Origin of the sequence: Pontivivens nitratireducens (genome assembly GCF_011290545.1) — a bacterium.
In the GTDB taxonomy this organism is placed as follows: domain Bacteria; phylum Pseudomonadota; class Alphaproteobacteria; order Rhodobacterales; family Rhodobacteraceae; genus Pontivivens; species Pontivivens nitratireducens.
Genome location: NZ_CP049811.1, coordinates 652,811 through 678,119 on the forward strand (window position 1 = coordinate 652,811; position 25,309 = coordinate 678,119).

24 protein-coding genes and 1 tRNA gene are annotated in these 25,309 nt (G+C 62.6%); 14 read left to right on the forward strand and 11 right to left on the reverse strand.

The features are described 5' to 3' along the window. Window positions 1–5: 5 nt before the first annotated feature. Together G8E03_RS03130 and G8E03_RS03135 are read right to left on the reverse strand one after the other, a co-directional pair. Window positions 6–431: a GFA family protein gene (locus G8E03_RS03130; protein ID WP_240910407.1), complete on the reverse strand. Its 426-nt coding sequence runs from the start codon at window positions 429–431 to the stop codon at window positions 6–8. A gap of 157 nt (window positions 432–588) precedes the next feature. Continuing rightward, a complete protein-coding gene (locus G8E03_RS03135) occupies window positions 589–2,028 on the reverse strand; it encodes an NAD(P)-dependent oxidoreductase (RefSeq protein ID WP_166188580.1) in 1,440 nt (479 codons plus the stop codon). 261 nt (window positions 2,029–2,289) lie between these two features. Here G8E03_RS03135 and G8E03_RS03140 point away from each other — a divergent pair, with 261 nt between their 5' ends. Next, window positions 2,290–3,090, forward strand: coding sequence for an undecaprenyl-diphosphate phosphatase (locus G8E03_RS03140; protein ID WP_166188582.1), 801 nt, complete (start codon window positions 2,290–2,292; stop codon window positions 3,088–3,090). Here G8E03_RS03140 and G8E03_RS03145 read toward each other — a convergent pair. Both G8E03_RS03145 and G8E03_RS03150 read right to left on the reverse strand, forming a co-directional pair. Beyond that, the gene (locus G8E03_RS03145) at window positions 3,087–4,091 is read right to left on the reverse strand and encodes a complex I NDUFA9 subunit family protein (RefSeq protein WP_166188584.1); all 1,005 of its coding nucleotides are present in this window, start codon (window positions 4,089–4,091) and stop codon (window positions 3,087–3,089) included. The genes G8E03_RS03140 and G8E03_RS03145 overlap by 4 nt on opposite strands. 63 nt (window positions 4,092–4,154) lie before the next feature. After that, window positions 4,155–4,757, reverse strand: coding sequence for a LysE/ArgO family amino acid transporter (locus G8E03_RS03150; RefSeq protein WP_166188586.1), 603 nt, complete (start codon window positions 4,755–4,757; stop codon window positions 4,155–4,157). Window positions 4,758–4,952: 195 nt separating this feature from the next. Between G8E03_RS03150 and G8E03_RS03155 the strand changes: the two genes are divergently transcribed. Continuing rightward, window positions 4,953–5,039: transfer RNA gene (locus tag G8E03_RS03155), tRNA-Leu, on the forward strand. Between the two features lie 219 nt (window positions 5,040–5,258). On the opposite strand, the gene katG is transcribed toward G8E03_RS03155, so the two are convergent. Beyond that, on the reverse strand, window positions 5,259–7,463 hold the full coding sequence (gene katG, locus G8E03_RS03160) for a catalase/peroxidase HPI (RefSeq protein ID WP_166188588.1): 2,205 nt from the start codon (window positions 7,461–7,463) through the stop codon (window positions 5,259–5,261). Between the two features lie 112 nt (window positions 7,464–7,575). On the opposite strand from katG, the gene G8E03_RS03165 reads away from it, so the two are divergent. Further along, window positions 7,576–8,469, forward strand: coding sequence for a LysR substrate-binding domain-containing protein (locus tag G8E03_RS03165; protein ID WP_166188591.1), 894 nt, complete (start codon window positions 7,576–7,578; stop codon window positions 8,467–8,469). Between the two features lie 3 nt (window positions 8,470–8,472). On the opposite strand, the gene G8E03_RS03170 is transcribed toward G8E03_RS03165, so the two are convergent. Beyond that, on the reverse strand, window positions 8,473–9,717 hold the full coding sequence (locus G8E03_RS03170) for an Hsp70 family protein (protein WP_166188593.1): 1,245 nt from the start codon (window positions 9,715–9,717) through the stop codon (window positions 8,473–8,475). Between the two features lie 210 nt (window positions 9,718–9,927). On the opposite strand from G8E03_RS03170, the gene G8E03_RS03175 reads away from it, so the two are divergent. The 11 genes from G8E03_RS03175 to ptsN all read left to right on the forward strand — a co-directional run bounded on the left by G8E03_RS03175 (window position 9,928) and on the right by ptsN (window position 19,012). Next, window positions 9,928–10,770 carry a putative selenate ABC transporter substrate-binding protein gene (locus G8E03_RS03175; RefSeq protein ID WP_166188595.1) on the forward strand — a complete coding sequence of 281 codons (843 nt, stop codon included), beginning with the start codon at window positions 9,928–9,930 and terminating at the stop codon, window positions 10,768–10,770. Next, window positions 10,770–11,423 carry an ATP-binding cassette domain-containing protein gene (locus G8E03_RS03180; protein WP_166188597.1) on the forward strand — a complete coding sequence of 218 codons (654 nt, stop codon included), beginning with the start codon at window positions 10,770–10,772 and terminating at the stop codon, window positions 11,421–11,423. Before G8E03_RS03175 ends, G8E03_RS03180 begins: the two co-directional genes overlap by 1 nt. Continuing rightward, complete coding sequence (locus G8E03_RS03185; protein ID WP_205793207.1) at window positions 11,420–12,913, forward strand: PhnE/PtxC family ABC transporter permease; 1,494 nt, start codon at window positions 11,420–11,422, stop codon at window positions 12,911–12,913. Before G8E03_RS03180 ends, G8E03_RS03185 begins: the two co-directional genes overlap by 4 nt. Before the next feature lie 91 nt (window positions 12,914–13,004). Beyond that, window positions 13,005–13,616 carry a ribonuclease D gene (locus G8E03_RS03190; protein WP_166188599.1) on the forward strand — a complete coding sequence of 204 codons (612 nt, stop codon included), beginning with the start codon at window positions 13,005–13,007 and terminating at the stop codon, window positions 13,614–13,616. Window positions 13,617–13,691: 75 nt separating this feature from the next. Then, window positions 13,692–14,645, forward strand: coding sequence for a KpsF/GutQ family sugar-phosphate isomerase (locus G8E03_RS03195; protein ID WP_166188601.1), 954 nt, complete (start codon window positions 13,692–13,694; stop codon window positions 14,643–14,645). A gap of 61 nt (window positions 14,646–14,706) precedes the next feature. Further along, window positions 14,707–15,252: a hypothetical protein gene (locus G8E03_RS03200; RefSeq protein ID WP_166188603.1), complete on the forward strand. Its 546-nt coding sequence runs from the start codon at window positions 14,707–14,709 to the stop codon at window positions 15,250–15,252. Continuing rightward, window positions 15,249–15,746: an LptA/OstA family protein gene (locus G8E03_RS03205; protein ID WP_166188605.1), complete on the forward strand. Its 498-nt coding sequence runs from the start codon at window positions 15,249–15,251 to the stop codon at window positions 15,744–15,746. The genes G8E03_RS03200 and G8E03_RS03205 overlap by 4 nt, the downstream gene beginning before the upstream one ends. Continuing rightward, window positions 15,746–16,477, forward strand: a complete 732-nt coding sequence (lptB, locus tag G8E03_RS03210; RefSeq protein ID WP_166188607.1) for an LPS export ABC transporter ATP-binding protein — start codon at window positions 15,746–15,748, stop codon at window positions 16,475–16,477. Before G8E03_RS03205 ends, lptB begins: the two co-directional genes overlap by 1 nt. Before the next feature lie 26 nt (window positions 16,478–16,503). After that, window positions 16,504–17,829: an RNA polymerase factor sigma-54 gene (gene rpoN / locus G8E03_RS03215; RefSeq protein WP_166188609.1), complete on the forward strand. Its 1,326-nt coding sequence runs from the start codon at window positions 16,504–16,506 to the stop codon at window positions 17,827–17,829. 105 nt (window positions 17,830–17,934) lie between these two features. Next, a complete protein-coding gene (gene hpf, locus G8E03_RS03220) occupies window positions 17,935–18,510 on the forward strand; it encodes a ribosome hibernation-promoting factor, HPF/YfiA family (RefSeq protein WP_166188611.1) in 576 nt (191 codons plus the stop codon). Between the two features lie 34 nt (window positions 18,511–18,544). Next, window positions 18,545–19,012 carry a PTS IIA-like nitrogen regulatory protein PtsN gene (gene ptsN, locus G8E03_RS03225; protein WP_166188614.1) on the forward strand — a complete coding sequence of 156 codons (468 nt, stop codon included), beginning with the start codon at window positions 18,545–18,547 and terminating at the stop codon, window positions 19,010–19,012. Here the strand turns inward: ptsN and G8E03_RS03230 are convergent, their stop codons facing one another. Genes G8E03_RS03230 through galU form a run of 5 tightly spaced genes read right to left on the reverse strand, consistent with a single transcriptional unit; the run spans window position 19,013 to window position 25,291 of the window. Then, entirely contained in the window at window positions 19,013–20,518 is a 1,506-nt protein-coding gene (locus G8E03_RS03230; RefSeq protein ID WP_166188616.1) for a sulfotransferase, read from the reverse strand. It lies immediately after the preceding gene. Next, the gene (locus tag G8E03_RS03235; protein WP_205793209.1) at window positions 20,518–22,179 is read right to left on the reverse strand and encodes a DUF5927 domain-containing protein; all 1,662 of its coding nucleotides are present in this window, start codon (window positions 22,177–22,179) and stop codon (window positions 20,518–20,520) included. Before G8E03_RS03235 ends, G8E03_RS03230 begins: the two co-directional genes overlap by 1 nt. A gap of 31 nt (window positions 22,180–22,210) precedes the next feature. Next, on the reverse strand, window positions 22,211–23,230 hold the full coding sequence (locus tag G8E03_RS03240; RefSeq protein WP_205793211.1) for a glycosyltransferase family 2 protein: 1,020 nt from the start codon (window positions 23,228–23,230) through the stop codon (window positions 22,211–22,213). A 9-nt stretch (window positions 23,231–23,239) separates the two neighbouring features. Further along, window positions 23,240–24,379 carry a glycosyltransferase gene (locus G8E03_RS03245; RefSeq protein ID WP_166188621.1) on the reverse strand — a complete coding sequence of 380 codons (1,140 nt, stop codon included), beginning with the start codon at window positions 24,377–24,379 and terminating at the stop codon, window positions 23,240–23,242. Window positions 24,380–24,391: 12 nt separating this feature from the next. Further along, window positions 24,392–25,291 (reverse strand): UTP--glucose-1-phosphate uridylyltransferase GalU, encoded by a 900-nt coding sequence (galU, locus tag G8E03_RS03250; protein ID WP_166188623.1) that lies wholly within the window; start codon window positions 25,289–25,291, stop codon window positions 24,392–24,394. Window positions 25,292–25,309 lie beyond the last annotated feature (18 nt).

A 25,309-nucleotide genomic window follows, 5' to 3' on the forward strand; every position in this document is an offset into this window, starting at 1 on the left:
GCTCCTTAAGTGGTCACGCCGTACAGCGCGAGAACCTCGGCCCTGTTCATCAGTTCGCGCGTTCCCGCGAAGGTGAAGGCATCCGGTTTTTCATCAATGAATATTTCGCGGGTCATGTTCAGCCCGTTCGCATCGTCCAACAGGCCGATGGGTATTTCATAGGTGCCGGCATGCGGCACGTCGGCGGTGACGCGATACCACAGGCCGCTGCCGCATTTATCACACCACGCCCGCTCCGCCCAGTCCGAGGACTGGATCGTGCGCACATGTTCCGCGCCTGCAACCGTCAGTTGGTCCTGCGGCACGCTGACCGACAGCAGCGCCGAGCCCGCCCAGCGGCGGCACATCTCGCAATGGCAGGTCCCGTATTCACGCGGCAGTTCGCCGATGGTCAGGACGACAGCCCCGCACATGCACTTTCCCGTCGCCATGTCACCTCTCCTTCCACCCGGTTCCGGGGAACCGTTGAGATTGCGTTTGCGGCCTTGCGTCTGAATGCCTGACCCCGTGTTGTCCGTGCTGCGCCGCCTGTCTGGTGCAGTACAGCTATGGCGCGCTCGCACCGCAACTGTCGAACTGTTCGGTATTCTACTCCGCCGCGACGGGTTTTGACGTTGCGGCAAATTGCGACAGGATCGCCTCCGCCGCCTCACGCCCGTCGCGGATCGCCCAGACAACCAGTGACGCACCGCGCACGATGTCCCCCACCGCATAGACGCCCTTCATGGGGGTTTCATGCGTGCGGAAATCGGCCTTTACCGTGCCCCAGCGGGTGACTTCCAGTTCCGGCTGACCCCACAACGTGGGCAGATCCTCCGGCTCGAAGCCGAGCGCCTTGATGACCAGATCGGCATCCTCGACATAATCGCCGCCGGGGATTTCCTCGGGGCTTTGCCGACCTGTCGCATCCGGCGCGCCGAGGCGCATTTTCGAGACCATGACGCCCTTGACGCTGCCCTCGCCGGTGAACCCCTTGGGCGCGGCGAGCCAGACGAATTCGACGCCTTCTTCCTCGGCGTTCTGGGTTTCGCGCTGGGATCCCGGCATATTGGCCCGGTCGCGCCGGTACAGGCACTTGACGCTGGTGGCCCCCTGACGGATCGCCGTGCGCACGCAGTCCATCGCCGTGTCACCGCCGCCGATCACCACCACGCGCTTGCCCTCGGCGTTCAACTCACCATTCTCGAATTCTGGAACGTGATCGCCCAGCGTGTGCTTGTTCGAGGCGGTCAGATAGTCGAGCGCGCGCACGATTCCGCCCAGACCGGCACCCGGCCCCGCCAGATCGCGGGATTTGTAGACGCCGGTCGCAATGACGACGGCATCATGCTTGTCCTTGATGTCGCTGAACGAAATATCCTCACCGACATTGACGTTCATGCGCAGTTCGACACCACCTTCCGAGAGTTGGGTATTGCGCCGCTCGGTCACGTATTTTTCCAGCTTGAAGCCGGGAATGCCGTAGACCATCAGGCCGCCAGCGCGGTCATAGCGATCATAGACCGTGACCTGCACGCCTGCACGGCGCAGCATGTCCGCTGCGGCCAGGCCCCCCGGACCCGCGCCGATGATCCCGACACTCTCGGTACGTTCCTGCGCAGGCTGGATCGGCTTGACCCAGCCCTTCTCCCACGCGGTGTCGGTGATGTATTTCTCGATGGAGCCGATGGTGACCGTGCCGTGACCGGACTGCTCGATAACGCAGTTCCCCTCACACAGGCGATCCTGCGGGCAGATGCGGCCGCAGATTTCGGGGAAGGTATTGGTGGCCTGGCTGATTTCATATGCCTCGTGCAACCGCCCCTCCGCCGTCAGCTTCAGCCAATCGGGGATGTTGTTGTGCAGCGGGCAATGCGTCTGGCAGAACGGCACGCCACATTGCGAACAGCGCGAGGCTTGCTCTGCGGCCTTCGCATCTGCGAACTGTCGATAGATCTCGTCGAAATCCTCGGTCCGTGCGTCGGCTTCGCGCTTCTCCGGCATCAACCGGGGCACATCGGTGAACTTCAACATCACTTGCTTGGCCATATTCACTTTCCAGTATACTGATCGCGTCATCCTCTCCTGAAGCGGACGCACCTTTCAGGCATTTACGGGGTTAGTATAACAGGGTGATGATAATATAAAGTCATAAGTGCTGACCTTGTGCGAGGATATTTTTCTGAGAGCGGTGCGATAGCGGTGCGATCGCCGTATTAATAGGTCCGAATCGGACCTATACTGTCGATTCACAGGGGGCACGCACCACTATAGCCTAGCGCCGAACCCGATTCGCCGTTTGGAAACCAGATGCCCCTGTTTGACCTTCTGCTTCTGGCCTTGATCCAGGGTATCACCGAATTCCTGCCGATCTCCTCCTCAGGCCATCTGATCCTGCTTCCGGCGCTGATGGGAACGGCGGATCAGGGCGTCACGCTGGATGTCGCGGTGCACATGGGCACGTTGGTGGCCGTCGTCGCGTACTTCCGTTCAGACGTAGCACTGGCCTTGCGCGGTGTGGTCGATGTGTTGCGCGGTCGGTTTCGCACCTCTGCAGCACGACTTGCGCTGACATTGGCCGTCGCCACGGTTCCGGTGGTGATCGCCGGGCTGATCCTGAAGCTGACGGGGTGGAGCGATCAGCTGCGTTCCATCGCGGTGATCGGCTGGGCCATGCTGATTTTCGGAGTCGTTCTCTACTGGGCGGACAGGATCGGCGCACAGCGGCGAAAGGCGGAAAGCTGGACGATCCGCGATGCCCTGATCATGGGTCTGTGGCAGGCGGTCGCGCTGATCCCCGGTACGTCGCGGTCCGGGATTACCATCACGGGCGCACGGTTTCTGGGCTATGATCGTATTGCCGCCGCGCGGCTGTCGATGCTGATGTCGATCCCGACGATCCTGCTGGCGGGCGGGCTGATCGCACTGGATATTCCGCCAGCCAGCCCCGAAATCTGGCGCGACGCGGCCATCGCTGCGGTCTTTGCCGGAGGTGCGGCCCTGATCGCGCTGGCGCTGATGATGCGGTTCCTGCAGACGGTCAGCTATACGCCCTACGTGATCTACCGGATCGTGCTGGGCCTGATCCTGTTGGGCGTGGCCTACATCTAACGCAGGTTTTTCGCCGATTCCAGAATCTCGGAATACTGACCGTACGGACGGTATGGCCACATATAGCTGTCGAGGATTGCATCCATGTCGCGTGGTTTGATGTTCAGATCCGCGAAGGTCTTGACCCCTTCGCCCACGACGTTGTCCTGCCCGAGCTGCCGCACCTGATCCAGCGTCAGGATGGAGTTCGGGATCAGTCCGAAGGTCAGCTTGGACACAAGACCAAACAAGCGCGCCTGGAACCGTGCCGCCCACATCGGGATGGTCAGCAGAACGCGGCGGCGGCGGATGACAGTGACCAGCCGCTGCATCAACTCGCGGAAGGTTTCCACGTCGGGTCCGCCCAGTTCATAGATGCCGGGCGCCGCATCCCCGCGCAGCACGGTCGCTGCGGCCATGGCCACATCGTCCACGAACACCGGCTGGAACCGGCTGGTTCCGCCGATCACGGGCAAGACCGGCACATTGGTCGCCATCCGGGCAAAACGGTTGAAGAACTCGTCTTCGGGGCCGAACACGACCGAGGGGCGCAGGATTGTCGCGTCAGGAAACGCGTTCAGAACGGCGCGTTCGCCCTCCCCCTTGGTGCGGGCATTGGCGCTGTCGGAGCCCGCATCGGCACCGATGGCGGACAGATGAACCAGTTTTTGCACCCCGGCGGCCGCGGCTAGGCGGGCGATGCGTCCGGCCCCCTCGACCTGAACCGTGTCCAGCGTCTGCTTGCCATGGGGGTAGAGGATGCCGACACAGTTCACCACGGCCTGCGCGCCACGGATGGCGGCGGCGGTCGATTCCTCGTCACGGATGTTCGCCTGAACCGGCTGTACCTGCCCGACATTCCCGTAAGTCATGGTGAATATCGCTTCGTTCGGGCGGCGGACCGCAACCCGGACACGCCAGCCTTCCTTCGCCAAGGCCTGCACGATGTAGCGACCGACGAAACCGGACCCGCCAAAGACCGTGACGATCGGGGCCGTGACTAGGGTGGTGTGGCTGCTCATTGCGCGCTCCTGCATCTGTTGCAAACGTGAATACTTGGCGACGCCCCACGCGGCAAGGGTGTATCAGCCCACAAGCAGACCCAATGCGATGGCCCACATGACGATTCCGACCAGCGCATCCAGCACCCGCCAGGCTGATGGACGTGCGAATAACGGTCGCAGCAGCCGCGCGCCGTAGCCAAGGGCAAAGAAGAAGCTGAACGATGCCAGAACCGCGCCCGCGCCGAAGGCCCAGCGATACTGGTCGAACTGAGTCGAAACCGATCCGATCAGCACCAATGTATCGAGATAGACATGCGGGTTGAGCCATGTCAGCGCCAGACACGTCGTGAGGACCGGCCACAACCGCGCAGGCGCCTGCTCGGCAGGCTCCAACCCGTCTGACACATGCAGGGCGGCGTAAAAGCTGCGAAGCCCGTAGGCCAGCAGGAACGCGACGCCGCCATATCGAAACAGAGGCTCGATCCACGGTGCCGCCGATACCAGCGCCCCGAAGCCGCCAACGCCGCCCAGGATCAGCAGCGCATCGGACGCGGCGCAGGTCAGGCAGATAGCAAAGACATGCTCCCCCCGCAGGCCTTGCCTGAGGACGAACGCGTTCTGCGCGCCTATCGCCAGGATCAGACCCAGGCTCAGCCCGTAACCGGCAAGAACGGCTTCGATCATTTCAAATTCCCCCCCGCGGGTAACCTGATAGCCCGACCTTTGGTTGAGAGGAACGGTGAATATTGTCCGCGCGGCCACGCGAAAAATGTCGAAGCCGCGCCGCGCCTCACCTCATCTGCATCCTGAGATGACTTTCTGACGCAAATGCCGTTGACACCCCCCCTGAGCAAGGCTAAACGCCCCTTCACGACACCTGCCCAGGTGGCGGAATTGGTAGACGCGCTGGCTTCAGGTGCCAGTGTTCGAAAGGACGTGGAGGTTCGAGTCCTCTCCTGGGCACCATAAATCGGCCGAGTATCTCGGTGATTTATACGCTTCCTCTATACCCCCCGGAAATGTAGCCGCTTATCAGACCTTGTTCAGGTGGATGGCGTTTCGAACCGTATCGACTGACGGCATGCGACGCGGATCGCGCCATGACAGTCGGTCCCCAGAGTTCGGCATAAAAAACCCCGCCGCGAACCTGCGCGACGGGGTGGGGCAAGGCTTAGTCAGGCCGGTTTACTTCACGTCGAAACGGTCGGCGTTCATCACCTTGGACCACGCCTTCACGAATCGTCCGACGAAACGTTCGGCTTCATGTTCCGCGGCGAAAACCTCCGCTAGGGCGCGCAGTTGCGAGTTCGAGCCGAAGACCAGATCGACACGCGAAGCGTTCCACAGCTTCTGCCCGCTGGTGCGATCATGCCCCTCGAACATCTGCTCATCCTCACCCACCGGCGACCAGACCGTGTTCATCGCCATCAGATTGACGAAGAAATCATTGGTCAGAGTGCCGGGGCGATCGGTGAAGACACCCGTGTCCGAGCCGTCGAAATTCGCACCCAGCGCCCGCATTCCGCCGACCAGCACCGTCATTTCCGGCGCGCTCAGCGTCAGCAGATGCGCCTTGTCGATCAGCAATTCCTCGGTCGGGATCTTGTATTCCTGCTTGATATAGTTGCGGAATCCGTCTGCGATCGGCTCCAGCACGGCGATGGATTCTGCATCCGTCTGCGCATCGGTCGCATCGGTACGGCCGGGGATGAAGGGAATTGTGATCGTTTGCCCGGCAGCCTTGGCCGCGGCCTCGACAGCGGCGTCACCGGCCAGCACGATCAGATCCGCGATGGAGATTTTCACCTCCCCCTGCGCGTTGAACGCCTCACGGATACCTTCGAGCGTGTCCAGCACCTTGGACAGTTGCGCCGGATTGTTGACCTCCCAGTCCTTCATGGGCGCCAGACGGATGCGCGCGCCATTCGCACCACCACGACGGTCCGACACGCGGAAGGTCGAGGCGGAGGCCCAGGCGGTGCCAACCAGTTCCGAGATGCTCAGATCGGAGGCGAGGACCTTTTCCTTGAGGTCCGCCACATCGGCGTCGGAGACCAGCGGGTGATCGACCTCGGGGACCGGATCCTGCCAGATCAGCTCCTCGGACGGAACGAGCGGGCCCAGATACAGGCTTTTCGGGCCCATGTCGCGGTGCGTCAGCTTGAACCATGCGCGGGCGAAGGCATCCGCGAACTTCTGCGGGTTGGCGTGGTAATCGCGGGCGATCGCCTCGTATGCCGGATCGATGCGCAGGGCCATGTCGGCGGTGGTCATCATGATCGGCACCTTGCCGTTGCCATCGACCTGCGGCGCCTTTGCATCCTCGGGCAGGCCCTTGGGCTGCCACTGGTTCGCACCGGCGGGGGATTTCGTCAGCTCCCACTCGTTGCCGAACAGGTGGTCAAAATAGGTCATGTCCCAGGTGATCGGCGTCGGCGTCCACGGCCCCTCGATGCCGGAGGTGATGGTGTGCACGCCCTTGCCGGATTCGAAGGTGGACAGCCAGCCCAGACCCATGTCGTGGATCTTGCCGCCCTCGGGCTCCGCACCCACATGGGACACGTCACCTGCGCCATGCGACTTGCCGAAGGTGTGGCCACCGGCGACCAGTGCAACGGTTTCCTCGTCGTTCATCGCCATGCGCGCGAACGTGTCGCGGATATCGCGGGCCGATGCGGCGGGATCGGGGTTGCCGTCCGGGCCTTCGGGATTGACGTAGATCAGCCCCATCTGCACGGCTGCGAGCGGGTTTTCCAGCTCACGATCGCCGGTATAGCGGGTTCCATCACCGCCGGAGACGGCCAGCCATTCGGTCTCGGCTCCCCAATAGATGTCCTGCTCCGGCTCCCAGATATCCTCACGCCCGCCGGCGAAGCCGAAGGTTTCGAAGCCCATGGTTTCGAGAGCGACATTGCCAGTCAGGATGAACAGGTCGGCCCAGGAGATCTGGTTGCCGTATTTCTGCTTCACCGGCCACAGAAGGCGGCGCGCCTTGTCCAGGTTGCCGTTGTCGGGCCAGGAGTTCAGCGGTGCGAATCGCTGCGTGCCCGAGGTGGACCCGCCGCGCCCGTCCGCCGTGCGGTAGGTTCCGGCAGAGTGCCACGCCATACGGATGAAGAACGGGCCGTAATGGCCGTAATCCGCCGGCCACCAGTCCTGCGAATCCGTCATCAAATCGGCCAGATCGGCACGCAAGGCGTCCAGATCCAGCTTTGCGAATTCCTCGGCGTAGTTGAAATCCGGCTCCATCGGGCTGGCCGCCGGCGTGTTCTGATGCAGGATCCCGATGTTGAGCTGGTTGGGCCACCAGTCCTTGTTCGAGCGGGTTCTGTTGGTGCTGCCATGCATGACCGGGCACCTGTCCAGCCGTGTCAAATCGTTGCCGTCCATTGATACTCTCCCTAAAATCTCCACGGGCCAAACAGCCCGGACAGGAATCATATAGCAGACCTTTTCGATTAGTTTAATTTGCATTTTCTGATTGGCTTCATAGTTTCAGGTTATGAATAATCTTACCCTCAGGCAACTCAGGTATTTTCAGGCGCTGGCGCAACATGGGCATTTTGGCCATGCGGCGGCAATGTGCTCGATCTCGCAACCTGCGATGTCGGTGCAGATCCGCGAGCTTGAGGAAAACCTTGGCGTGACATTGTTCGAACGCTCCGCGCGCAAGGTTCGCCTGACGCCGTTCGGGGATGAACTGGCCGTTCGGGTGCGTGACATCCTGGGCGCGGTGGATGAGCTGGGCGAACTGGCCCGCGCCACTGCGGGCAAGGTGCCGGACCGCTTGCGTATCGGTATCATTCCCACGGTGGCACCCTATCTGTTGCCAGCGATGGTGACGGCGTTGACGCGCCTGAACCCCGCGCTGGACCTGCACGTGCGCGAAACGCAGACGACCGGGTTGTTGCGCGCGCTGGAGCAGGGGGCGCTCGACGCGGCGGTGGTCGCACTTCCCGTTTCGCATCCCGCGTTCACCGAGGTCGCGTTGTGCGAGGAGGACTTCGTCCTGGTGCGCCCGGCGGCGGATGCGGACAAGCCCGTTCCCGATGGCGAGACCCTGCGCCGGATGCGGCTGCTGTTGCTGGAGGAGGGTCACTGCTTTCGCGATCAGGCGCTGGCCTTCTGTGCTGCGCCCGCGAATATGCCCCGCGATGGGCTGGACGGCAGTTCGCTGACCACATTGGTGCAGATGGTCGGTGCGGGGATCGGGGTGACGCTGATCCCGGAAATGGCGATCGGGCTGGAAACCGGCTCCGCCCCGGTCAGCGTCTCCCGTTTCGGGCATCCCGCCCCCAAACGCACGATCGGCCTGATCTGGCGCAGGACCAATCCTCTCGCCACGCAGCTCCACACGATAGCCGAGGTTCTGGGCAGCGTTTCGCGCCGCGATTAGCGGTCAGTCCGCGCGGGCGGTGGCCAGCGCCAATCCATCCACCACTGCGGTGAACGCCTGCGCCCGACGGATTTCGGCGTTCGGGCACAGGGCGCGGGCCTGCTCCTCGACCATCCCCATCAGGCTGGAGCCGCCGACCAGCACCACCGCGCCGATTTCCTCTGGCGCATTGGTGGCCAGTTCGAAGGTGTGCTGCATCGCCTCACGAATGCGGCGGGCGAAGGGGGTCAGCGCTTCGTTCAGCGTGTCGCGGTCAATCGGCGCGGTCAGGCGCGGTTCGATGAATGTCATGTCGATGCCGGAGACCTGACCGGAATTCGCGGCGATCTTGCCCCGCTCCACCGCGAAGGCCAGTTCATGCCCCAACTGTTCGTCGATCACGTCGGCGAGGCGCTGCATCCTGTCGGGCTGCACGGCATCGCGCAGCATGTCCGCCACCTTGCGTTGCGTATCGCGGCTGTACAGGAACGGGATCTTCGACCAAGTTGCGAGGTCGGCATAAATATCGTTGGGAACCGGCAGCAGACCCTTGCCGAAGGTTCGCCGCAGCTCCCCCCCGTGGCCCAGATTGGGCATGGCATGGGACATGGACACGACTTGATCGAAATCCGTGCCGCCCAGCCGTATGCCGTGACTGGCCAGGATATCCACCTGCGTCCCGTCCGTGCGAAAGACCGAGAAGTCGGACGTGCCGCCGCCGATATCGACGATCAGGCCCAGGGTGCCGCTGCGGTTCAGGCTATGGCTGGCCAGGGCCGCGGCCTCCGGCTCGAACAGGAACTGCACGTCCTCGAACCCGGCGGCGTGATAACAGGCGGTCAGATCGGCCTCGGCACGGGCGTCGCGTTGCGGATCGGAGGAGTGGAAATGCACGGGACGCCCGGACAAAGCCCGCGTAAAACTGCGCCCGGTCTGCTCCTCGGCCCGCGATTTGAGCACGCGCAGAAAATCGGTGATGATGCTCGACAAGGTGCGCTGCTTGCCACCCACGGGGCGAAATTCGTTCAGCAGCGATGTGCCGAGCACGCTTTTGAGCGCGCGCATATAGCGCCCTTCGTCCCCGGCGATCAGGGCGCGGGCCGCAGCCTCCCCCAACAGCATGTCGCCCCCCTCGGTGGGAAAGAACACGGCCGTGGGCAGGGTGTCGGCGTCGCCTTCGATGGGCAGGCGCACCGGGGCGCCGTCCACCAGAATGGCGGCTGCCGAATTCGAGGTGCCGAAATCGATTGCTAGCATGTCGTCGGCCATCACGCGGCTCCTGTCGGGGCGAAAGGCGGCGCGGATACCCCAGAGCGTGACCGCGTGCAAGGCCAGAGCGTGGGCGCCTGCAAAGGATGTCTCGCAGGTCTTGGCCGCTTTGGGGTTTAAGCCCAATTGCGACAGGCCTTGCGGCGGGGCGCGCGCCTGTTGCAATACACAAATAGCCGACATCAATCCTATTGGATGGGAAACCCTTTCATGAAACGACTACTGTTCTGCCTCATGCTGCTTGGCGCGCCTGCCGCTGCGCAGACCCTCTATTTCTCCGCCATACCCGATGAGGATGAGACGCGCCTGATCGAACGCTTCGGCGCCGTGGCGGACTATCTGGAGGCGGAGCTGGACGTGGATGTCGAATACGTCCCGGTCAAGAGCTATGCCGCCGCCGTCACCGCCTTTCGCAACGATCAGATCCAGCTGGGCTGGTTTGGCGGCCTGTCGGGCGTGCAGGCCCGCATCGCGGTTCCGGGATCGCGCGCAATCGCGCAGGGCGCGGAGGACCAGACCTTCGTGACCTATTTCATCGCCAACACCGATACAGGATTGCAGCCGAGCGACACATTCCCCGATCTGGCCGGGCGCAGCTTCACCTTCGGGGCGCAGACCTCGACCTCGGGCCGGCTGATGCCGGAATTCTGGATCCGCGAATCCACCGGCCAATCGCCCGAGGCACTGTTCTCGGATGTGGGCTTCTCCGGCGATCACGGGCAGACGCTGCGACTGGTGGCATCGGGTGCCTATGATGTCGGCGCGATGAACTTCACCGTCTATGACCGCGCCGTCGCGGATGGGCTGGCCGAGGTGGATCAGGCCAAGGTGATCTGGCAGACGCCGCCCTATCCCGACTACAACTGGACGATACGTGAGGACGTGGACGCCCGCTTTGGTGAGGGGTTCGCGGACAAGGTTCAGGCCGCCCTGATCGGAATGCAGGATGAGGCGCTGCTCGCCTCCTTCCCGCGTGATGCCTTCATCGCGGCGGACAATGCGCTGTACCAACCGATCGAGGATACGGCGCGCGCGCTCGACATCATCGACTGATGGAGGGTTTGCTCCACCTGCGCGACCGCTCGCTGGGATGGGGGGACCGGACGGTTCTGCCTGACCTGAGCCTTAGCGTTCGACAGGGGGAGCGGGTCGCCCTGCTGGGGCGCAGCGGGGTGGGGAAAAGCACGCTGCTGGCAGCCCTGGCCGATGCCGCCGGGACCGCCGCGCTGGTTCCGCAGGATCACGGCCTGGTCGGTCCGTTGAGCGTGTTTCACAATGTCTGGATGGGGCGGCTGGACGAATTCGGTGCCCTGCGCAATCTGGCGACGCTGGTCTGGCCGCGCGCCGCGCAACGCGCGCAGGTCGAGGAGGTGCTGGACCGCGTGGGTTTGAGCGGTCTGGGCCGCCGGCCCGTGGTCGAACTGTCGGGCGGCCAACGCCAGCGGGTCGCGCTGGCGCGTGCCCTGTTGCGGGGCGGGGCGGTCGTGCTGGCGGATGAGCCTGTCTCCGCACTCGACACGGCGCAGGGGGCCGACCTGTTGGGCGCGGTGGCGGATCGTTTCGACACCGCGGTCGTGGTTCTGCACGATGCGGCGCTGGCCCGCGCATTCGCGACCCGCATCATCGGTCTGCGCGATGGCGCGGTCGTGCTGGACGCGGCCCCGACACAGATCAGCGATGCGGACCTTGCGGACCTTTACCGGTGAAGGCGCGGCACGCCCTTGCCGGTTTCGCCGTTCTGACCGTGTTCGCACTCGCGCTGGGCGATATGAGCGCGCAACGCCCCGATCCATGGCTGACCCTCGCCGCGATGGGGCGCGGCATTCTATCACCCGATTTCGGTGATCTGGCAGGGCTGGCCCAAGCGACTGGGCTGACGCTGGCCTTCGCGTTTTGCGGTGTCGGTCTGGGCGCGGCCGCCGGTCTGGCACTGGCGCCGATCTATGCCCGCGTGCGCGTCCTGTGCGTGTCTGTTCGGGCGGTGCATGAACTGTTCTGGGCGCTGCTGCTGCTCAACATCACCGGCATCTCACCCCTGACCGGCGTTCTGGCGATCGCGCTGCCCTATGCGGGCATCTTCGCCAAGGTCTTCGCCGAATATCTGGAGGAAGCCGACCCGGCGGCGGAGGCGGCGTTGCCCCGCGGCCTGCCCGTCGCGATCCGGCTGATCTGGGTGCGGATCCCGCAATGCCTGCCGCAGATGCGGACCTATACGCTCTACCGACTGGAATGCGGATTGCGCTCATCCGCCGTGCTGGGCTTCGTCGGGTTGCCGACATTGGGGTTCGAACTGGAATCCACCTTTCGCCAGGGCCTGTACGGTGAGGCGGCGGCGGTGCTGCTGATCTTCCTCGCGCTGATCCTGCCGATGCGGCGCTGGGTGATCTGGCGGCTGGTGCCGCTTTACCTGATCGCATCCATCGTGGCACTGGTCCTGGTCGACACACCGCCGATGGGGTCCGGCGCGTTGATGCGGTTCCTGAACGACATCGTGCCTGCGCCCATCCGCACCGGGGCGGATTGGAGCGGATGGCTGCACAAGGTCTTTGTTGAGCAGGCATGGCCGGGGGCGGTGAACACCCTTGTCCTGTCGCAGATCGCGCTGGCCGGGGCGGCGCTGCTGGCGGCGCTGGCGTTCCCGGCGATCGTGCCACGGGTGGCGGGGCGGTTCGGAGCGCTGATCGGTCACGGGGTTCTGGTGGTTCTGCGGTCCATCCCCGAATACATGCTGGCTTTCGTCTTCGTGCAGATTTTCGGGGCGTCGATGCTGCCGGCGGTGCTGGCGCTGGCGCTTCACAACGGGGCGATCATCGCGCATCTGATGGGCCGGCAGGCGGGCGGCGTGACCCTGCGCCCGGATGCGCCAACGGGGCTGACGCTGTGGGCTTGGGAGTTGTTCCCCCGCCTGAACGGCACATTCTGGGCGCTGTGCCTTTATCGGTGGGAGATCATCCTGCGCGAAAGCGCGATCATGGGTCTGCTGGGCATCGCGACGCTGGGTTTCTACATCCAGACCGGCGTTCAGGAACTGCGTCTGGACCGGGTGATCGCCTTGCTGCTGGTCTCGATCCTGCTGACCTTCGCCATAGATCAGGTGTCGCGCGTCCTGCGCCGCCGAATGCATCTGGGCGGCGATCTGCGGGTGGAGGCGACGCGCGGTCGCGGGAAGGGTGACGTCACCCCGCGTGAGGCGTGAAAATTGGCACGTGCCTGTCGCGGCGGAATGCAATATGCCCAAGCGCAACGCGCCGACCATACCATACATACCCGTGTCAATCGGAGGTCCCATGACGATCCACCTGCATCAAAACGATTTGCCCGACGGGCTAGACCTCGGCCCCGTGGTGGCCATCGACAGTGAGACGATGGGCCTGATCCCGCATCGCGACCGCCTGTGCCTGGTGCAATTGTCCAGCGGCGATGGCGATGCGCATCTGGTCCAGATCTCGCAGGATCAGACCACGGCGCCGAACATGGTGGCGATGCTGACGGATCCCGATGTGCTGAAGCTCTTTCATTTCGGCCGGTTCGACATCGCGGTGCTGCTGCACCGGTTCGGGGCCGTGACCGCGCCGATCTATTGCACGAAAATCGCCTCGAAACTGGTGCGCACCTATACGGATCGGCATGGGTTAAAGAACCTGCTTCAGGAATTGCTGAGCGTCGATATCTCGAAACAGCAGCAATCCAGCGACTGGGGCGCTGCGACATTGACCGAGGCGCAAAAGACCTACGCCGCGTCGGATGTGCTGTACCTGCACCAATTGATGGACGCGCTGAACCTGCGGTTGCAGCGTGAGAGACGCATGCAGATGGCGCAGGCCTGTTTCGACTTCCTGCCGACCCGCGCCGCGCTGGATCTGGCCGGGTGGCCCGAAACCGATATCTTCGCGCACTGAAATGAGCCGCCTATTTGTGCACCCCCGCACGGAGCGCGGCTTTACCCCGAAGGGCGGGCCACCTAGATGAGCGTCATGACCGAGACACGACAGATGATAGAGGCAGGCCGCGACGTCCTGCGGATTGAGAGCGCGGCCCTGTCGCAGTTCGCGGATGCGCTGGATGACAGTTTCGCGCAGGCGGTGCAGATTTTGCTGGCGACGCGCGGGCGGATCGTGATCTCGGGCATGGGCAAGTCCGGCCATGTCGCGCGCAAGATGGCGGCGACCTTCGCCTCCACCGGGGCACCGGCGCAGTTCGTGCATCCGGGTGAGGCGAGCCATGGCGATCTGGGCATGGTCACGCCTGCCGACAGCCTGATCGTGCTGAGCAATTCGGGCGAAACGCCGGAGCTGACGGATATTATCGCCCATTCGCGCCGCTTCAAGATTCCGCTGATCGGGGTCGCGAAAAAGCCCGATTCGACGCTGGTCCGGCAATCCGATGTCGCAATTCTGCTGCCCGACGCGGCGGAGGCCTGCCCGAACGGGCTGGCGCCCACGACCTCCACCACGCTCACCCTGGCGCTGGGCGATGCGCTGGCTGTCGCACTGATGAAACAGCGCGATTTCAGCCCCGAGAATTTCCGCGTCTTCCATCCCGGCGGCAAGCTGGGCGCGCGGTTGGTCAAGGTGGGCGACCTGATGCATTCGGGGGAGGAGATGCCGCTGGTCACACGCGACACTCCGATGTCCGAAACCCTGCTGACCATCACGCAAAAGGGCTTCGGCACCGCTGGCGTAATCGAGGATGGCACCCTGATCGGGGTCATCACCGATGGCGATTTGCGGCGCAACATGACCGGCCTGCTGGACCGCACCGCCGGCGATGTGATGAGCGCGGACCCCAAGACCATCGGGGCCGGCGAACTGGCCGAGGCCGCCCTGGCGGAGATGTCGGGCCGGGTCACGACGCTGTTCGTCACTGCGGACGGGGCGCCTGTCGGTATCGTTCATATCCACGACCTGCTGCGCGCCGGGGTGGTCTGAGCCTGTGCGCCGCGGGCCGGGATATACGCGGTTTGTCCGCTACCTCAAGATCGTGCTGCCGATGGCCGCGATCGTCCTGCTCAGCACGATCTTCCTGATTGATCAGGATCGCATCGACTTCGACGAGAATCTGCTCGGTGATCTGCCCGCCGGGCTGGACTTCGATCAGGGCGTGCTGTCGCCACGTCTGGCCGGGGAACTGACAGATGGCACGCCCTATTCGCTGCAGGCGGAATTCGCGGTCCCCAGCACCGACGGCTACCGCCTGCGTGAGGTGACGGCGCGCGTGGAGCGATACGGCGATCCGGTGCAGATGATCGCGGCCGAGGGGGCCTATGCCGGGTCGGACAAACGTCTGATCCTGAGTGGCGGCGTTGACCTGAGCACGCGGGGCGGCGTCCGGCTGACGACGCAAATCGCTGAAATCGGTTTGCAGGATCGGGCGCTGACTCTGCCCGAACCGCTGGACCTGACGGCACCCGGCGCACATTTGCGCGCGAACAGCCTGCGGACCGAGCAGACACCCGCTGGCGATGATATGATTTGGTTTGAGGGGGATGTTCGGCTAAGCATCACCCCGGATCGGTTGGCGGAGGATACGGAATGAACAGACGATTTGCAGGTTCGCTGGTGGCGAGCATGATGTTTGCAGGCATGATCGCGGGTGCCGCGTTCGCCCAAGCGGAGCAGCCATTCTCGACCTTCCAGCACGACAGCTCGCAACCGCTGGAGATCGTGTCGGACCGGCTGGGCATCAGCCAGGCCGCGCAGACAGCGGAATTCGTCGGCAATGTAGAGGTGATCCAGGGCACGCTGACCATGCGCGCCCAGCAGATGACGGTGACCTACGATCAGTCCAGCGGCGATATCCGCCAGTTGATCGCCACCGGCGATGTCCTGCTGTCGAGCGGCAGCGAAGCCGCCGAGGGCCAGCGTGCGAACTACAACGTCGATACGGGGTTCCTGGTGATGGAGGGCGATGTCCTGTTGACCCAGGGGCAAAGCGCGCTCAGCGCCCAGTCGATGCGCATCAACCTCAACGAGGGCACCGGCGAATTTTCGGGCCGCGTCCGCACGGTCTTCGTTCCGCAGTCGCAGTGATGGACGCGGCGCAAGGGCTCCAAGTCCTCAATCTGGGCAAATCCTACAAGAAACGATCCGTCCTGCGTGACATATCGCTCAGCGTGAAGCGGGGCGAGGTCATTGGCCTGCTCGGCCCGAACGGCGCGGGCAAGACGACCTGCTTTTATTCCGTGACCGGACTGGTCACACCGGATGCCGGCACGATCATGATCGACGGCACCGATGCGACCTTCCTGCCGATGTATCGCCGGGCGCGGCTGGGCGTTGGCTATCTGCCGCAGGAGGCGTCGATCTTTCGCGGGCTGTCGGTCGAGGACAATATCCGCGCCATTCTGGAGCTGGTGGAGCCGAAGCCCAAGCGCCGGGAACAGCAGCTGGATGAGTTGCTGGCGGAATTTTCCATCACGCATCTGCGGCGCACACCATCGCTGGCCCTGTCGGGCGGGGAACGTCGGCGGGTGGAAATCGCGCGCTGCCTCGCCTCACGCCCATCCTACGTTCTGCTGGACGAACCCTTCGCCGGGGTCGATCCGATCGCGGTGGGCGAAATCCGCGATCTGGTGCGCCAGCTTCGCGACCGCGGCCTAGGTGTCTTGATCACCGATCACAACGTGCGTGAGACGCTGGAAATCATCGACCGCGCCTATATCCTGCACGATGGGACCGTCCTGATGTCCGGTACGCCTGAGGACGTGGTGGCGGATGAAAACGTGCGCCGGGTCTATCTGGGCGAAGGGTTTCGCCTCTGACCGGGCATCCGTGGTAGAACTGTGTCATGTCGCTGAGCCAACGTCTCGATCTGAAACAGACCCAGCAGTTGCGGATGACACCGCAACTGACGCAAGCCATCGCATTGTTGCAATTGTCGGCCAGCGAACTGCTGAACCGGGTGGCGGAAGAGGTGGACAAGAATCCCATTCTCGATCTGGATCGCTCGCGCCCCGTATCGGGCGGGCTGGCCCCCACGGGCGGCGAGGATTTCGACCGCGCCGCGTCCGTGGCGGAGGCTGTCACCTTGCGCGCGCATCTTCTGTCGCAGCTCGGCGGATTGCGGGCGAAGCGCGATACCCTGTCCCTCGCCATGGCGTTGGTGGATGAGTTGAACGCGGACGGGCGGCTGACCGCCCCGTTGTTCGAGATCGCGGATCGCTACGGCGTGATGGTCGGAAAGGTCGAGCAGGCGTTGGCCCTGGTGCAAAGCTGCGACCCGGCGGGCGTCGGGGCGCGTAGTCTGGGGGAATGCTTTGCCCTGCAGCTGGATGAACGCGGTATGCTCGATCCCGCAATGCGCGAGATTTGCACCAATCTGGCGGATATTGCCGGACCGGGTCGTGCGGACCTGATCGCACGCACCGCGCTGGACAAGGAGGCCTTTGAAGCCCGCCTTGCCTTGCTGCGCGATCTCGATCCCCGTCCGGGTCAGGCATTCGCGCAGGACGCCACCGCCCCCACCGTCGTACCCGATGTGATCGTCCGGCGGCTGGGGCAGGAGCAGGGCGGGGGCTGGCAGGTGGAGCTGAATTCCGAAACCCTGCCGCGTGTGCTGGTCAACGACATCTATGCCAGCGAGGTTTCCGCCAGCGGTGAGGAAGCAGCCCGGTTCATCAGCAACTGCAAGGCCAGCGCAAGTTGGCTGGTGCGCGCACTGGAACAACGCGCGCACTCCATCCTCAAGGTGTCCGAGGCACTGCTGCGTCATCAGCGCGCCTTTTTCGAACAAGGGGAAATCGCCTTGCTGCCCTTGTCGATGGCCACCCTCGCGGAAGGCATTGGCGTGCACGAATCGACGGTCAGCCGCGTCGTTGCGAACAAATACATCACAACGCCCCACGGGATGCGTGAGTTGCGAAGCTTTTTCAGTCAGGGCGTGACCAGCACATCTAGGACTTCTGGCTTCGCCGCCGGGGCCGTCCATGCCCGGCTCAGAAAGCTGATAGCGCAGGAAAATCGCGCGCGCCCTCTCAGCGATGAGGCATTGGTCCTCATTTTAAGAGAAGACGGCGTCGATATTGCACGACGGACCGTTGCGAAATATCGTGACGTTATGGGCATTCCTTCATCGGTTCAGCGTCGCCGTCTCAATTCCGCCACGCGGGGCTGAGGGGCTGGGCGCGGCGCGCATCTGTGCCCGCGGCCTGACACCGAACCGGAAAGGTCCGCCCGCAACCCCGCGCCAATTTCGGCGCGCAAAGAAAGGGGACTACCCATGAGAGTTCAGGTGAGTGGAAAGCAGATTGATGTCGGCGAGGCGATGAGGAGCCACGTTTCCGAACGTATTGAGGAAGTTGCAGGCAAATATGCCGGACGCGCGACCGAGGCGACCGTAACCTTCTCAAAGGATTCTCATGAGTTCAAATGCGATGCCTCCATGCACCTCTCGACGGGTATGACCACCCAGGCGACCGGGCGGGCGAGCGAGATTTATGCAGCCTTCGATTCGACGGCAGACAAGATGGAAAAGCAGCTTCGCCGCTACAAGCGCCGCCTGAAGGACCATCACAAGGATCGCACCGACCCGATCGAGATGATTGGCGCCCCGTCATACGTGCTGGCGAATCCCATGCATGAGGAGGATGACGAACCCGAAAGCCTGCAACCCGTCATCATCGCGGAAACCAAGACTCCGGTCCTGACCCTATCCGTGGGCGAGGCCGTTATGCAGATGGAACTTTGGGGAACGCAGTTTCTGGTCTTCCGCAACACTTCACATGGCGGCGTGAATGTGGTTTACACCCGCGACGACGGAAATATCGGCTGGATAGACCCCAGAACGATGTCCTGAGAATTGTCTTTTGCAATGTGTTACAGGTGTGCTGATGGAGCTGCTGAATATATTGAGCTCTGACGCGGTTCTTGCCGGCCTGAAGGTTGGCAGCAAGAAGCGGCTGTTGCAGGAAATGGCCGCCTTTGCTGCCAGTCATGAGGGCAATCTGTCGGCATCGGAATGTCTGGATGCATTGCAGGAGCGTGAGGCGCTCGGACCTACCGGCATGGGGGGCGGTGTTGCCATCCCCCATGCGCGACTGGAACAACTGGACCGCGTGGTCGGCTATTTCGCCCGTCTGGAAAAACCGGTCGATTTCGACGCGGTGGACGGTCTGCCGGTAAATCTGGTGTTCATGCTGCTGGCGCCGAAGGAAGCGGGAGCCGAGCATCTGCGCGCCCTCGCACGGGTGTCGCGCACACTTCGCGATCCACGCATTTGCGAGAAGCTGCGCTCCACCGACGATACCTCCGCGCTCTATTCCATTCTGACCGAGCCTGCCGCCTCTCGCGCGGCCTGATCAGGCCTTCCTCCAATCGCTGAACCCGAACTGAAGGTAATCGCGCCCATAGGCGGCGCGACATTGTGCCTCGATCTGCGGTGTCCAGATTTCGTCCAGGGGAAACAGATGATCCTGCTCTGACTTGCGCAGAACGCCATTTCTTACGTCACCAAGGGAAAACCGTTTCTTCAGATAAGCCGCCCCCGCGATCAGATCCTCCTCCCGCAATATCAGGCTCAACGTGATGGCGGAGGAAAATCCCTCTATGAACTCGTATTGCGGGGCCCACAATGCATCCACCCGCATCGGGGTGCGGCCTGCCAGATTGGCGCGTAGAAAGTCCAGGAATGCGCCGAAGCTCTCCCTGTGACGCTCCACGTCATAGCCCGAAAGCTCCAGCGCGGCACGATCCGTACTGCCCGCCGCCGGCAGATTCATACCGTAGCGTTCCTGCGCGTGGGTGCGGATGCGCGGAAAGATGTCCTCGTCCTTGCTGCCGAAGAACTTCGTCATGAACACGTCATAGGCCCTGGCCACCGGATGCCGGACACAGGTAAAACAGACATTGCCGGGATGGGTTTGCAGCCAATCCGTCAGCGCCCGGCGATTCTGTGGCGAACCGAACGGGGGGGAAGTTTCCATCATGGTGGCGAACTTGTCCTGCTGTGGATCGCCGCCATCGATTCCGTACAGCCAGCGATGGACCTGTTCGTTCGGCCCACCCGGTATCGCCGCATATAGCAGCGGGGCACGTTGCGTCATGTGCATGAACCGCAGGCCGCCGGCCCGGTCGCTTCTTGCGCCCTCACCGGTCCTGTGAACACCCCCCTCATTGCGAAGCAGGTCGAGCATCTCCGCGTAATTCGCGACCTTCTCCTCCAGCGGGCCGGGGTTCTGGCGCAGGATGCTCGCCTCGACGGAATCCAGACGTTCATCCACCCCCAGCCAGGTGGCGAGACCGTTGAGCACGGCCAGGTCCGAAACGTCACTGTAGTCGATGGCAAAGGCCGTCTGACCGCTGACTTTCAGGCTGTGATTTACGCGCGCGTAGAAACTCTCACTTTGGGCGAGGTAATCACGGTATTCGGCAATGTCGAAGTGGATTCGCGTGCTGCGCCGCGCGCGTTGCTTCATCAGCATCCACTGGTCGGTTTCCTTTGCGATCTTGAGCGAGACGAAACTGTCCAGCGGATTGCGGCGGAGTACGATCTTCGCGGCCGAAGGGTCTTGCAGCACAGCCGATGTCGCCTGCGGGTCGTGCCCGTCAAACAGCCGGAAACCTGAGAGGGTGTCGGGCTTGCCGTTCGCCACCATAGCCTCGATCAATGCCATCGGATCGGCATCCCGCTCAGCCGTGGTCATACCGAAATCGGTTTGGTTTGTAGGACCGTTTATGAAGGCGGGGTTGAACAGCTCCCCATGGCAGGTGATGGAGGGAAACTGGTCCAGACTGCGCTGAAGAAGGTTTGATCCGGTGCGCATCATTCCCAAAATAGCGAAGTAGCGGTACGGAGCGCCTGTCATCAGGCGCTTTCAGGTCGTTTGAACTGACTCACATTCGTATGCGCGGCCTGCTGGTTGGAAATCTGCATCCCCTCGACCGGCATGTTCAGGGCAAGTTCGCCCAAGCCGTGCTCATGCCGCATCGTGGGCAGAGCTTCGACATCCGTCAGTTTCCCGCCCTCGATCATGGCGGCCAGTGCGTTGAGTGGCAGGGCGGGATCGGCCATCACCTCCCCAAGGGTCCAGCTTTGGACGTTTGCGCGAGTCTCCGCTCCCTCGATCTCCTCGATGTGCTTTTTTTCGAGGAGTTTAAGCCGCATCGTACGCCGCCGAAACTGGGCAGAAGTCTCCCCCGGGTTCGGGGTCATGCCGACGGCCCATGCACCCTTGATGAACAGGATGTTTGCGTTCGGATCCTTGAGCAGGAAGGACGCCATCCGCGTGCTGTCCGACACGTGGAACTGAAAGCTTTGCTGCCTGTCGCGCGCGTTCCAGACCAGATTGGTCAGAAACTGTTCTGTATTCCAGTCACGAATGCGGGGATTCGCCACGATACCGCCCGGCATGACACTGGCGTCATCAGCGAATTTCACCGCGTCCTTTGCGAACAAACGATCATGCGCGAGGGGCAACCCCAATGATTTCTGCCATTGTGTGATCCCCTGATAGACGAAATCGAAGCCGTCCAGAACCAGATAGGGCCGCGCGGTCCGGTGCTGCCGTTCAAAGGCCTGTACGGGAAAACGGCTCTGCATCAACAGGCCGGGGCGCCCGAGACAGCGATTTTCACGGCCTTCGTTCACCAGAACCTTCAGAGATCCGCCGCGCGGTCTGCGGGCGGCAGCCATCGGTTCCACCCCACGAAGGTATTTATTGTAGAGGCCGGTCGCCCCGTGCCAGATCTTGCGGGCGAAGAAATGTTCCTCATCCCGCTGCAATAGATGCGCATGATCGTCGTAGAACGTGAACGGTTTTCCCTGCGGATCGAACTCGGTCAGGCACAGCGACCGGTTCACCAGAGTTCGGGAGTGCGTGCGGACCATGGTTTGCACATAGGATTCATCGACGATCCAGCACTTGCGGAAATAGGCGTCCGTCTCCCGCTTCTTCGGATCGTCCAGGATGCGCCGCAAGGTGCCACGCGACAGCGTCCACCATTGTGAGCCGACCGCGATCTGCAAATGGGCGGGAACGGTGCGGTTCACGCGCAGCAGACGCTGGATGTCCACGGCCCGATCGAAAAGCCAACGGTTCGAGCGCCAGCCAAACGGGAAGTACAGGGTGAACCGCTCCTCCGACAGGCCCTCATGCACCCACTCGTCGACGCCGATCAGACGGCTTTCCGCAAAATCGGTATCGGGGTTTGCGGCGAGGTAGGACTTGAGCTTGTCGAGCGACTGGATCGGCAGGCACGAACCGCTGATCAGGCAAACGTGGTCTACATCCTCAAAGGTATCTATCAGCAGGCGCGATGTCTCCATCGCTGTATTGTGAAGAGCGAAGGTGCCCCATTCACATCGCTGCCGGGCCGCGAAGATCGTGCCGGTGTCCGAAAGAGCGGTCTTCAACGCATCGAAATCGCGGGACGGTGTCTGAACATCGACATGGACCACGACGCGACATCCACCCGACGCGAAATGCCGTGCCAACTCCTCCACCCTGTACAGGTGGTGGTGTGCCATGATGCAGATACCTACGGTCACGTCATCCCCTTCAAATCCAGCTTCCGGAGGACATCAATCCGAGCTCCTCAAGTTGTCGCCATCCGGAATATTCAACCGAACCCTCAGTCCAGAACGTGCCCTCGACTGAAATTGTTTCGCGGTAGGCCTGGTATTCACGCCCGCCAGCGTAATGCTGTTTGCGCTCCAGCTCTTCTTCGACCTTCTCCCTCATCAAGCTGAGAAATTTGGCATGAAGAAGGCAGCCTGACGGCTTCTCCCCGCCCCATTCGTCGAAAACCCTGTTCAATCCTCGTGGCAGCAGACTGTGTGTCGAGCTGACGTATACGTAACCCCGTTGCCATTTTACCAATGGAATCTTGTTTAACGCCGGGGCACAGGCGGGTTCGTCGGCAAAAATGTCACGCATTCGCGGCCCCCCCTGGATCCACAGGTTTCCGTGCCGACGATCCCGGCGAATCAGATAATTTCCGCTATCGAACCAGCGCAGTATATCGAACGGATTCTGTCCACTTTTGTAATGCGTTTCTGAAATCGGACCCTTTGAGTACATGTCCAGCAACATGGCACTGAAAGACTTGACGGAAGATGAATCGAGCCAGTCCGTCAGGGCGTTCAGCGGTCTGACATCCGAATTGGGGAAGACGAGGAATTCGTCCACGTCCACCGTCAGCGTCCAGTGATCGTGACCGTATAGCGCCAACAGACCGTTCAGCCAGTCACACCCGAATCTGGATTTGCGGTAGCTGGCACCAGTCTGCCAAAGGGATACATCTGTCTGCTCGCTGAGGTATTCGGCACTGCCATCGGTCGAACCGTTGTCGACGATCAGGAAGTGGCCCACACCCATCTTGCGATAATAATTGAGAAAATACGGCAGCCTCTCGATCTCGTTGCGCAAGGTCGAAAAGAGCAGGATGTCACCGGGCGCGATCATGTCGGTCCGGTCCACGGTGGAGGAAAGCTCCCTGCGTTTGCGGCGTGCGCGCAGTTGCAGGCGACGACGGCGTGCCCGCAGGAACATTCGGTTCAGGATGCTGATAATCTTCATGTAAAAGGGTCACCCGCCCAACATCAGGGCTTTCAACATACGCGCGGATTCGATCCATGGCGACCAAAGAACTGTTGGTTGATTAGTGCTTGGAGAATTTTCCTTCAGACGTCTATCGATTGCAAGGCGCCACGCGTCACTGTTGTTCGGGGCAACATATTCGATGGTGTCGCCGTGAATTTCACGCAGTTCCGGCAGATCGCTCGCCAGAACGGGCAGTCCTCGCACCCGCGCCTCCATTACGGGCAGCCCGTATCCTTCGGCCCGTGAGGGAAACAAAAGCGTGTGTGCGGCGGAAATCTCGGCCGCGATTTGCAGATCCGTGGCCTCTCCGATCTCGGTGACACCGGATGGTCGGGCATCGAGGCGGGCGAAGGTTTCGGCGTTGCGCCAGCCGCGCCGCCCCACGATATGCAGATCCGCCACTGGCGCGAACTGGTCCCAGATATCAAGGATCGTGGCGTGCTCCTTGCGCGGTTCGATCGTGCCGATCATCAGCATGACGGGGCGCGGGCGCGGGTTTCTCTCCATATCAGGCAGGTCGGTGGCGCCCATGGGCAGAACGGCGTGACGCTGCCACTCGTCTCGCGAATAGCGATTGAGCCATTGGGCTTGCCCCGCCCTTGTCAGATGCAAAACCAGATCGGCCTGTCCTGCCGTCAGGCGCATCGTCGTGGCAAATCGAGCCGCCGGGCGGAGGCGGGACCATTCCGGATGGTCGAGAGGTATCAGATCGTGAACCAGAACGGCCAAGCGTCCGCCGCGTGCCTTCCACCGCGCCACTTGTGCTTCATCGGGAAGGGTGTGTCCGACACAGACCAGCCATTGACCGGCATGGGCCGGGCAGGGCAGGTCGCGCGCGCCCCGGCCATAGGTTGCGCGCAACCCGCTCTCACCACGGCGTCGCGCCTCATCGCGCCAGTATTGTAGCCGGGCGATCCGGTCGAGCGGTGCCGGTTGCAGGATGCTTGTGCTGATACGCGGCCCGTCAGCGCTCCAGCACCTTCGACCGCTGCGCACCAATCCGGTGACGGGGCCAAGCTGCGACAGAGCGTTGAACAGCGCGGTTTCGACCCTGTCGATGCCGGTGGGATTTGCATGGTCGCGCCGTGAAAAGCTGCGCGTCAGATCGAACAGGACCGCAACCATGCAGTATCCGCCTTACTTCGCGGTGGAGGACACGGATTCCAGGTCGAGCGTGCTCAGGAAATCGGCGAGTTCCTCTCGCAGATCATTGCGTGAAAGGCCGAACGCCACCGTTGCCTGCAAATACCCTGCCTTTGATCCGCAGTCGAAGCGTTGCCCCTCGAACCGCTGGCCATAAACGCCGTCGGGTCCGTTGATCTCTGCCGCGATCGCATCGGTGAGCTGGATTTCATTGCCCGCCCCGCGTTCCTTGCGGTTGAGGTTCTGCAGGACCCGGGGCGTCAGGATATAGCGACCGATCACCGCCAGGCTCGAAGGCGCGTCCGCGACCGAAGGCTTTTCGACCATCCGGTCGACCTTGGCGCGGGTGCCGTCATCCTCGGACACACCCAGAATGCCGTAGGATGAGACCTTGTCGTTGGGAACATCCATCGCGGCGACGACGTTTCCGCCGGTCTCCACATGCGTATCGACCATGTCGCGCAGACAGCTTCGCCCGCCCTGGATCACGTCATCGGGCAGCAGAACGGCGAAGGGTTCGTCACCGATCAGCCGGCGGGCGCACCAGACGGCATGTCCCAGCCCCAGGGCTTCGCGCTGGCGGACATAGGCGATGGCACCGGAATCCATATTTGTGCGCTGCAACTCTTGCAGCAGATCCGATTTACCCTTGGCTTGCAGGGAGCTTTCCAGTTCGGGTGCGCTGTCGAAATAGTCTTCCAGACTTTGCTTGCCGCGTGCGGTGACGAAGATGAAATCGCTGATGCCCGCGTCGCGAGCCTCGTCGATCGCGTATTGAATCAACGGGCGATCTACAAGGGTCATGATTTCCTTGGGAATCGACTTGGTCGCGGGTAAAAATCGCGTACCGAGTCCTGCCACGGGAAATACGGCCTTCGTCACCTTGCGTTCCATAATCTGCAATCTCTCCGG